This is a genomic window from Streptomyces sp. SA15, assembly GCF_002291145.1.
Classification (GTDB): Bacteria; Actinomycetota; Actinomycetes; order Streptomycetales; family Streptomycetaceae; genus Streptomyces.
Genome location: NZ_NTGE01000188.1, coordinates 48,438 through 58,387, shown reverse-complemented (window position 1 = coordinate 58,387; position 9,950 = coordinate 48,438). Strand labels below are relative to the sequence as shown.

Genomic DNA, 9,950 nt, shown 5'->3' with positions numbered 1-9,950 from the left:
ACGGAACCAACGCGGCTCCCGCGCCTGTGGGTTGAGACTTCGAACACCTCCCCCAACGGCACGGGAGCCTCGTGCGTTGCGCACCCCGTCGGCGTCACCCGATCGGTAGCCGCGCTGAAAACGCTCATTGGTTAACAGCTGACGCAGATCGTCGGTCACCGCCGCAGCCCCCGCGCCAGCCACAGCGTCACCGCTACCGACGCCACCGCCGTCACCCCGCAACGGCACGGCTGGGTGGCCTGGGAGGACGGGCAGCGGTACGCCGTGGTCTACCCGTGCGCCGGGGCCCTCGCCGAGGGCCGGAGCCCGGCCGTGTCGGCGAACCTCGGTGCGCTGCTCGGAACGGCGCGGGCCGGGGTGCTCGTACTCCTCGGCTCCCCCATGAGCACGAGCCAGCTCGTCGCCGTGACCGGGCAGGGCCTCGGTTCGGTCGGGCGGCATCTGCGGGTGCTGCTCGACGCGGGGCTGGTGGAGCGGCGGAGGTCCGGCAGATCGGTGCTGTACGGGCGGACGGCCGCCGGGGAGGTCGTTGTACGGGCGTCAGGGTCGGGTCAGAGGGCCGCCACCTCGCGGAGTTAGCATCCGCTCATGACGACTGCAGACAGCAACGGTGTTTCTCCCCTCGACGTCAAGATCGAATCCCTCCAAGGAGGTTCCGCGGACCTTTCCCAGTACGCCGGCCAGGCCGTGCTCGTCGTGAACGTTGCCTCCAAGTGCGGGCTGACCCCGCAGTACACGGGGCTCGAGCGGCTGCACGAGCAGTACGCGGGGCGCGGGTTCACCGTGCTCGGGGTGCCCTGCAACCAGTTCCTCGGGCAGGAGCCCGGCAGCGCCGAGGAGATCGCCGAGTTCTGCTCGGCGACGTACGGCGTGACCTTCCCGATGACCGAGAAGGTCGAGGTGAACGGCGAGGGCCGGCACCCGCTGTACGAGCGTCTGGTCGGCTTCGCCGACGCCGAGGGGCACAGCGGGGACATCCGCTGGAACTTCGAGAAGTTCCTGATCGGCCGGGACGGCACGGTCGTCGCCCGCTTCTCGCCGCAGACCGAGCCGGAGGCGGCCGAGCTCGTGGCCGCCGTGGAGGGACAGCTGGCCGGTTGACCTTGCCCCTGGGGCAAGGCCGAGCGTCCTCTCACCGGGCGGAAGAAGCCGCCCGGTGACGGAGGATGACGTGGTGGACGACGAAGAGCTGCTCACCATCGGCGCGTTCGCCGCACGGGCACGGCTGTCCGCCAGGGCCCTGCGGCTGTACGACCGGCTGGGACTGCTGGCTCCGGCGTACGTCGACGAGGTCAGCGGTTACCGCTACTACCGCGCGGACCAGGTGGAACCCGCCCGGCTCGTGGCGCTCCTGCGCCAGCTGGACATGCCACTGGCGCTGATCGCCGACGTGGTCGAGGCGCCGGACGGGTCCACGGCCGCGGACCGGCTCGCCGCTTACTGGGCGGACGTCGAGGCGCGGTTGGCCGGGCAGCGGACGCTCGCCGAGTACCTCCGTGGACGACTGTCGGGGAGGAGCTCCGAGATGTACGGGAAGTTCGTGGTCGAGACGGTGGACGTGCCGGCCCAGATCGTGATCAGCGAGAAGCGGCACACGCTGGCGGACGAGTTGCCGGCCTGGATCGGCGCGTCGCTGGGCCGCCTGGAGCAGGGGGCCCGGGAGTGCGGGGGCCTCGCGGGTGCGCCGTACGTCGTGTACCACTCCGCGGTGTCGATGGAGAGCGACGGTCCGGCCGAGTCGTGCGTGCCGGTGGCCGACGAGGCCGCGGCACGGGCCTGGGTGGAGAAGCAGGGCCGGGCCCGGGGTACGGCCGTACAGGTGGAGCCGGCCGGGCGGCTTGCGTACACCCGGGTCACCAAGGCGCAGGTGGCGCATCCGCAGATCCTGGCCGCGTTCGAGGCGGTGGAGGAGTGGATGGCGGCCCAGGGGCTGAAGCCGACGGGGCCGTGCCGCGAGGTGTACTTCGCCGACTGGGACGCGGCGGGGGCGGAGGATCCGGTGTGTGACGTGGCGTTCCCGGTGAGCTGATGGGTCACCAGGGGTGAGCTGATGGGTCTCTAGGGACTGTCCGGGCACAAGCCGAGCCCTCTCGGCAAGGACGGCGGCTGGTCGAGAGGGCTCTTCCCGTGGTGCTTGTGCAGTTGTCGGTTGTGGACTCGGGCGAGGATCAGGAAGACCTTCCCCTCACTCCTTGACCGATGCCACGAAGGTGTTCCACGCGTCGGTGGGGAACGCCAGGAAGGGTCCCTCGGGGACCTTGGAGTCGCGCACGGCCAGCTGTGAGTGCGTAGGGGACTTGACCTCCACGCACGCACCACCTCCGTTGGTGTACGAGGAACTCGTCCACGTTTCCGTGGCACCCTGCAGAATTGCCATGTTTGCTCCGGTAGCCAGTTGCACGGTTTCCGCCAACACCGTTGATCGGTTGGCGTGATCGACGCTACTCGCCGACTTCCTCATTCGGAGCTGTCATTCACTCGGCTGGGTGGCATATTCCAGGTGGGTCTTCCAGCCAGGCATATCAGGGGTGTAGTATCCGGCGCTTCTCCGGAGCGGGGCTCAGCGCGCGTACTCCTTCGCGACGTCTTCGATGAGTTGGCGCGACTGGTCCACGTTCAGCGCCTGGGCCCGCAGGTGCTCGTACATCACCGTGTATTTCTGCACGTCGTGCGGCTTCTCCAGATACAGGTCGCTGGTCACGCCCCCTATGTACACGACGCTGGAGTCGGCCGCGTCGGAGAACTCCAGGATCGAGTACTGGCCGTTGAGACCGGGATGCGCACCGACGTCGAACGGCAGCACCTGCACGGTGATGTGCGGCGCCTGGGACATCTCGGCGACGTGCTCCAGCTGCTCCCGCATCACCTGCTTGCTCCCGACGAGGCGGCGCAGCGAGGCCTCGTCCAGTACGACCCACAGGCGCAGCGGGTCCTTCTCGGCGGTGATGCGGTCCTGCCGCCGCAGCCGGACCTGGACGCGCTTGTCGATCTCCGGCTCCGACGTCTCCGGCGATCCGCCCCGGATGATGGCCTCGGCATAGGCGCGGGTCTGCAACAGGCCGGTGATGATCTGGGGTTCGTACACCCGCAGCGACTCGGCGTCCGTCTCCAGCCCGATGTAGACGCTGTACGGGATGTCCCCGAACGCATGCCACCAGCCCTGCTGGCGTGAGTCCTTGGCCATCTGCATCAGCGACTCGACGATGCGCTGGTCCTCGACCTCGTAGACCCCGCACAGATCGCGGACGTCACGCTGGCTGATGCTGCGCCGGCCGTTCTCCAGACGGCTGATCTTCGACTGCGAGACCAGCAGTCTCTCCGCCACTTCCTCGGCCGTCATGCCCTTGAGCTCGCGGAGCCTGCGCAGCTCCTGGCCCAGCCGGCGTCGCCTGACGGTGGGATTGACATTGGACGCCACGGGACGTGCACCTCCGGCTGCGTGCCTCGTACTTACCACTTTGTCTATCTGCTGCTGAGCAGACTGCCACCAAGGTGCTTACTACCGCTGGGAAACAGTGGATATGCGCTGTGTGCATGCCGCATAAAGGCGTTCATGCCGCATAGAGGCGCGACACAAGGGCGCGCGGGGCGACGGGACCGCGTCGTCGTCCGGACGTACGGTCCTGTCGCCCCGCGCGAACCAGCGGCTCCCGTACCGGGTCTTAAGGGACTGCGGTGCGGCGCTCGGTGGAGCGTGGTGCGTGTGCGTGGTGCTTTGGCCCTGCTTTTGTGGCGCTTTGATGGCGCTTTTGGTGCTGCTTTGGTGCTGTGTGCCGTGGGACTCGGCTCAATGAGCCACGGCGCGCGCCATGGATCCGCGGCGCGGTTGCATCGGAACGCCGCGGGCGGGTTCCGGTGCGGGCCTGGCTCCGGGGGCGGCCTGACGGCCGGCCGGTGCCGGGCTGCGGCGCGGCTGGGCCGCCACGCCGTTCTGAACGTCCATCACGGCGTGTGCCACGAGGCCGCCCATGGGGTCGTGCCGGATCAGATCCCTGAGCCGGGAGCGGGAGGACCGCCCCTCGTTCCCGGGATACAGATGCTTGCCGAGGCCGACCGCGTGCGCCAGTGCGGCGAGTGCGGCCGTCCGCGGGTCCGGCGGCACGCCGGTGCGGATCGCGGAGTCCAGACGGGCCCTGATCTCCCGGCTGATCTCGTTGTCCGTCGCCTGATAGCGAGTCGTCGGCAACACCCCGCACATCTGGCCCGCCACGGCATGCACCATGCCGCACCGCTCCAGATGCGAGAGGTAGGTCTGGCGCAGCCCCAGCCGGGGCCCGCCAATCCAGTTCACCGCGCGTACGGGAGCGCCACGCCTTCGCAGCAACTCCAACGCGCAGTCCAAAGTTGGATCTCCTGTCGGCCGTGGCACCACCACGGCGATACGATCCCCGTCTGGGGCTATCCGTCCGGCCAACGCCAGCTCCACTAGCTGTGCTCCGGCCAGACCGAGGTCGAGCGACTGCGGCTGTGCAGTGGTACCCGTGGTCGGGTCCAGTGCCAGCAGCAGAAGCTCCTCCGGAATTGTTCTGCGGCTCCTGCCCATCCATGCCTCCCCGCGTGGATGAATGACAGGGTGACCCCTCTCACATTGGTCTGTCGAGGGTGCGTGACCTGTTTGTGAGGGAACCGGCAGGTATGTCGTTCTCGTCTACCGCTTGAGTTCGGTCCGCACACAGGACACTGGTACATGGTTCGGACACTGCGGGGCAGCGGTGTCCGAGCGTCGGTTCACGGTTCGATAGCCGCACGGACACGGATGGCGTGTGGCGCATGGAGGAGGCATCGGTGGCGGGCGAGTCCCCCGACAGGTCGAAGCAGCGCGAGTCGTCGGCAGAACCGACGTCGGGGAGCGCAGGTCCGGTTCCCGAGGACCCCCGGCTCGCGGTGGCCCGCGAATCCGACCCCTCCACGACGCGCGGCGGCGTAGACACGGCGACGAGGGTCTTCTCGGTACGAGACCTCGCCCCCGAGCGGGAGACGACACCGCAGGACGCCACAGGGGCGCAGAGGGGCCCGCAGGAGGCCACGGGGTCGGAGACGGCACAGAACCCCGCGCAGGACGCCACAGGGGCGGAGACGGGCGCACAGGACGCCGCCGGGGAGGCGGCGAAGGACGCTGCGGGGTCGGAGGGCGGGGACGTCGGCGTCCGGGACGCTGTGGAGACCGCTGCCGGGAAGACCGCGAAGGACACTGCCGAGCCGAAGGACGGGGAGGCAGACGGACGGGACGCGGCGAAGACCGCGAAGGACACTGCCGAGCCGAAGGACGGTCAGGCGACTGGCCAGGACGCGGCGGAGCCGCAGGCCGGCGACGCCGTCGGTCGGGATGGGGCAGAGCCGCAGACCGGCAAGGACGCCGGTCGGGACGCGGCGGAGCCCGCTGCCGACGTTGCGGCCGAAGCCGCCGCCGAGCCGGAAGCCGACGAGGCCACCGCACCGGACACCTCAGAGACCGCCGCCGAAGAGGCAGCCAAGGACGCCGCCGAGCCAGAAGCTGATGAGGCCGCCGGGCAGGACGCGGCACAGGCCCCGGTCGGGAAGGCCGCGAAGGGCACTGCCGAGCCGGAAGACGGTGAGGTCAGCGGCCAGGACACCGTGGAGCCGCAGGGCGAGGGCGCCGATGCGGAGGAGGCCGTCGCCGAGGGCGCTTCCGATGCTTCCGGCGGTCGGGGCGAGGCCGGTGCGGATGGTGACCCCCGGCTTCGGGACGCCGTGGCCGCGTGGGTGGCGTCGGCGGACGAGGAGCCGGATGCGGATACCGGTGACGACGGTGAGATGAAGGCCACCGGGGGCAAAGAGCCCACGCGAGCCGACGCCGACGCCGACGCCGACGCCGAGTCGGGTGCCGACATGGACGAGGCCGATTCCCAGGCCGATTCCCAGGCCCAGTCGGATGCTGAGACCGAGTCGGGTGCCAAGGCCAAGTCGGGTGCCAAGGCCGACTCGGATGCCGACGCCGACTCGAAGACCGGCGCGGAGCCCACCCCGGCCGCCGAGTCGGCCGCCGAGCCTCAGCCTGACGCTGAGACAAATGCCACCGCCGACACCGGCGCCGACGCGGACCAGGCCGTTGACGCCGACGCCGACGCCGACTCCCCCAAGACGCCCGCCTCCGCAGACGCGAAGCCCTCCGCCGCCGAGCCCCCCACAGCCGACGACCCCGACGCGCCTTCCACGGACGACGAGCCCGATGCGCGTTCCGCGGACGACGAGCCCGGCACACCCCCCACGGACGACGAGCCCGACGACAAGCCCTCCACCCCCGCCAAGCCCCCCGTAGACCAGCCCACCACCACCTTCAAAGCCGTACGGCCCCCCGCGCCCGCCGTGGACCAGCCGACGACCATGCTGAAGCTGGGCGGTGCCGCCAAGGACGCCAAGGACGCCAGGGACGTCCCGTCCGACGTCGAGCGCACAAGCAAGTTCGTCGCGCTCAAGCCCCTCGACGAGCCGTCGACGCGGAAGCCGAAGGCCGACGCCCCCGCCGATGCCACCGCTCCCTTCCCGCAGGTCGGGCCGGAGCGGACCACTCAGCAGCCGTTGCCGCCCAAGCCGCCGCTGGATCTGCTGGCGGAGCTGACGAACACGCCGCCGCCCCCGGAGACCCCGGTCCGCACGCTCGTCCGGCGGGTCAAGATCTGGACCCCGCTGGTGCTGCTGCTCGCGGTGATCTTTGCGATCGTGCAGGCCGTACGCCCCCTGCCGACCCCCTCGCTCGAGCTCACCGCCGAGGAGAAATACACCTTCGAGGGCAACAAGGTCGACATCCCGTGGCCGTCCGACGGACAGGCCGCGCTGGACGTGCAGGGCATCGGTACGTTCGGCTCGTCCGGCGAGCAGAAGGCCGTGCCGATCGCCAGTGTCGCCAAGGTCATGACGGCGTACGTCATCCTGCGCGACCACCCCCTCAAGAGCGGCGACGCCGGTCCGAAGATCGAGATCGACCAGGCGGCCGAGGACCAGTCGGACGCCGGCCAGGAGTCGACCGTCGACGTGACCAAGGGCGACTCCATCACCCAGCGCGAGGCCCTGGAGAGCATCCTGATCGCGTCCGCGAACAACGTGGCGCGACTGCTCGCCCGTTGGGACGCCGGGTCCGAGAAGTCGTTCGTCGAGAAGATGAACGCCGCGGCCGACGACCTCGGCATGACCAACACCACCTACACCGACCCCTCGGGCCTCAACAACACGACCGTCAGCACGGCCGTGGACCAGGTGAAGCTGGCCAAGGCGGCGATGAAGCAGCCCGCCTTCCGCGAGGTCGCCACGATGATGTCGTACGTCGACTACAAGGGCACCAAGCACAACAACTGGAACCAGCTGGTCGGCTACAACGACGTCGTCGGCATCAAGACCGGCACCACCACCTCCGCCCTCGGCAACCTCGTCTTCGCGGCGAAGAAGGAGGTCGGCGGCGAGACGCGCACCATCGTCGGCGCCGTGGTGCGCCAGCCCGCGGGCGGCTCGGACAACACCATCCTCCAGGGCGCCCTCTCCGCGGGCGACCGGCTGATCCGGGCCGCGCAGGACGCGCTGGACTCCGCGACCATCCTGAAGAAGGGCGATGTCGTCGGGTACGCCGACGACGGCCTCGGCGGCCGTACCCCGGTCGTCGTCACGAAGGACGTCACGGCGGTCGGCTGGGCGGGCCTGACCGTCAAGCTGACGTTCGCGTCCGACGACCTGCCGCACACGGCGAAGGCCGGAACCCAGGTGGGCTCGCTCACCGTCGGCGACGGCTCCGGCAGCGCGGTCAAGGTCCCGGTCGCCCTGCAGAAGGACCTCGTGGAGCCGGCCTTCACGGACAAGTTGACGCGCCTCGGCTGACAAGAGCCGCCGAGTGAGCGCCATGCCCCGCCGACCGGAGCACGCCCTGGTTCCGGTCGGCGGGGTGCGTGCTAGCGTCACGAAACAGGGCAGAAACGGGGCGGGTCGCTCACGGGACGCGACCGCGAACAGTACGAGAACAGAAGACGGGACACCACGGGGAGTGCCTTCAGGTGGCCACTACGGAGCCGACACGCGCCGACGAGACCGATCCGGGCCCGGGAACCGGCCCGCGAATACACGTGTCCGCACGTGACATCGAGGACCGCGTCGAGGACCACGTCGAGGACCGCGAGAGACCCTCCACGGCCGACGCTCCGGAGCCCTCCGAGTCCTCCGAGTCCTCCGAGTCCTCCGAGTCCACAAAGCCCTCCCGGTCCGCCAAGTCGTCCTCCCCCAGGACCGCCGTCCTGGCCCTGCGCGAGCGCCTGCTGCGTCACCCCGTCCTCTCCGTCACCGCCCTCTCGGGCGCGCTTCACGTCGTCTGGTTCTTCACGTTCGCCAACAGCGGCGGCGACCTTGCGGCGCAGGACGCGTGGGCCGAGTTCGTCGGCCGGCACCCGGACTCGGCGTACAACCTCGCCTGGTACGGCGGCATGCACCCGGTGTCGTACAGCGTGGTGTCGCCGTATCTGATGTCGGTCCTCGGCGTCCGTACGACGATGATGCTCGCGGGGACGCTCTCCGCCGGGCTGCTGACGATGCTCCTCATCCGCAGCCGCTCCGTGAAGAACCCCCTGTGGGCGTCGTTGGCGGGCGTGTTCGCGTTCCTGTGCAACGCGGCGTCCGGGCGGGTGACGTTCGGCCTCGGCACGTTGTTCGCGCTGGGCGCGGTCGCGGTCGTCTTCTGCTGGCCGTACCGCTGGCGCTACAAACGCTGGGCCAAGGCCCTGTGCGCGGCCCCGCTCGCCGCGCTCGCCACCATGGCGTCACCTGTCGCAGGCCTGTTCGTGGGCCTGGTGGCGGTGGCGCTGTTCCTGCAGAAGCGGCGTCCGGGCGCCTGGGCGCTGGGCATCGCGCCCTCGGCCGTCGTCGCCGTCTCCGCCTGGCTGTTCCCCTTCTCCGGCACCCAGCCGATGAAGATCGGCTCGGTGATCCTCCCGCTGGCGTACGCGCTGCTGGTCCTCTTCCTCGTCCCGAAGGAGTGGAAGACGGTCCGGATCACGTCCGCGGTGTACGCCATCGGAATCGTCCTGGTCTGGCTGGTCAGCTCGCAGATCGGCTCCAACATCTCGCGCCTCGCGATGCTGTTCGCGGGAGTGGTCCTGGCCGCCGCGCTGCCGTTCGCGGTGCCGCGCACCCTCAAGTGGTACGCGATCGTGGTGGCCTTCGTCGGCTTCACCGCCTGGATCGGCTTCAAGTCGGTCGACGACATCGTCCACACCACCCCGGCGGCCTCCTGGGCGCGCGAGCTGGCGCCGCTGGTCAACGAACTCCAGGAGGTCGGCGCCGAGAAGGGCCGCGTGGAGGTCGTACCGGCCCGCTCCCACCGCGAGGCCTCCGCCCTCGCCCCGTACGTCAACCTGGCCCGCGGCTGGAACCGCCAGGCCGACATGGAGCGCAACCCCCTCTTCTACGACGACACGCTCAACTCGGCGAACTATCACGAATGGCTCAAGCGCTGGGCCGTGCACTTCGTGGTGCTGCCGAAGGACGAGCCGGACGGCGACGGGGGCGAGCGCGAGCGTGAGCTGGTGCAGCGGGGCATGCCGTATCTGAAGCAGATCTGGGGCGACGCCAACTGGCAGCTGTTCCGGGTGACCGATCCGACGCCGCTCGCCGAGCCGAACACCGTCGTCGACCGTGCGGCGCAGGGCGAGATGACGATGCGGGTGAGGCAGGCGGGCCGGATCCTCATCCGGATCCCGTACTCGCCGTGGCTGAGCATCGTCGACGCCGAGGGCAACAGGCTGAAGCCGCCTCAGGAGACGGAGGCGTCCAAGAACCGCTCCGACGGTACGCCGAAGTCTTACGACAACGTCAACGGCTGCCTGATGGAGACGGAGGAGGACGCCGACGGCGACCGCTGGACCATGCTGCTCGCACCGAAGGCGGGGACGTACCGGCTGGCGGCGCCGTACGCGGTCCAGCGCGGCACGCCCTGCCCGGACGAGCTGAAGTAG

General features: G+C 70.0%; 7 protein-coding genes and 1 pseudogene. 5 read left to right on the top strand and 3 right to left on the bottom strand.

The features are described 5' to 3' along the window. Positions 1 to 210: 210 nt before the first annotated feature. From CLM62_RS40260 to CLM62_RS40250, 3 genes and pseudogenes are all read left to right on the top strand, one after another. A pseudogene (locus CLM62_RS40260) lies at positions 211 to 579 on the top strand (ArsR/SmtB family transcription factor); the annotation flags it as partial. A gap of 9 nt (positions 580 to 588) precedes the next feature. Beyond that, positions 589 to 1,101 carry a glutathione peroxidase gene (locus CLM62_RS40255; protein ID WP_095754838.1) on the top strand — a complete coding sequence of 171 codons (513 nt, stop codon included), beginning with the start codon at positions 589 to 591 and terminating at the stop codon, positions 1,099 to 1,101. 55 nt (positions 1,102 to 1,156) lie between these two features. Continuing rightward, positions 1,157 to 2,029, top strand: a complete 873-nt coding sequence (locus tag CLM62_RS40250; RefSeq protein WP_095754837.1) for a MerR family transcriptional regulator — start codon at positions 1,157 to 1,159, stop codon at positions 2,027 to 2,029. A gap of 156 nt (positions 2,030 to 2,185) precedes the next feature. Here the strand turns inward: CLM62_RS40250 and CLM62_RS40245 are convergent, their stop codons facing one another. The 3 genes from CLM62_RS40245 to CLM62_RS40235 form a co-directional block, all read right to left on the bottom strand. Then, on the bottom strand, positions 2,186 to 2,377 hold the full coding sequence (locus CLM62_RS40245; RefSeq protein WP_095754836.1) for a DUF397 domain-containing protein: 192 nt from the start codon (positions 2,375 to 2,377) through the stop codon (positions 2,186 to 2,188). Positions 2,378 to 2,560: 183 nt separating this feature from the next. Continuing rightward, a complete protein-coding gene (locus CLM62_RS40240; RefSeq protein ID WP_095754835.1) occupies positions 2,561 to 3,418 on the bottom strand; it encodes a helix-turn-helix transcriptional regulator in 858 nt (285 codons plus the stop codon). A 369-nt stretch (positions 3,419 to 3,787) separates the two neighbouring features. Beyond that, a complete protein-coding gene (locus CLM62_RS40235; RefSeq protein ID WP_095754834.1) occupies positions 3,788 to 4,543 on the bottom strand; it encodes a GPP34 family phosphoprotein in 756 nt (251 codons plus the stop codon). A gap of 227 nt (positions 4,544 to 4,770) precedes the next feature. On the opposite strand from CLM62_RS40235, the gene CLM62_RS40230 reads away from it, so the two are divergent. Both CLM62_RS40230 and CLM62_RS40225 read left to right on the top strand, forming a co-directional pair. Beyond that, entirely contained in the window at positions 4,771 to 7,827 is a 3,057-nt protein-coding gene (locus tag CLM62_RS40230; RefSeq protein ID WP_095754833.1) for a D-alanyl-D-alanine carboxypeptidase, read from the top strand. Between the two features lie 173 nt (positions 7,828 to 8,000). After that, positions 8,001 to 9,950, top strand: coding sequence for an MFS transporter (locus tag CLM62_RS40225; protein WP_095754832.1), 1,950 nt, complete (start codon positions 8,001 to 8,003; stop codon positions 9,948 to 9,950).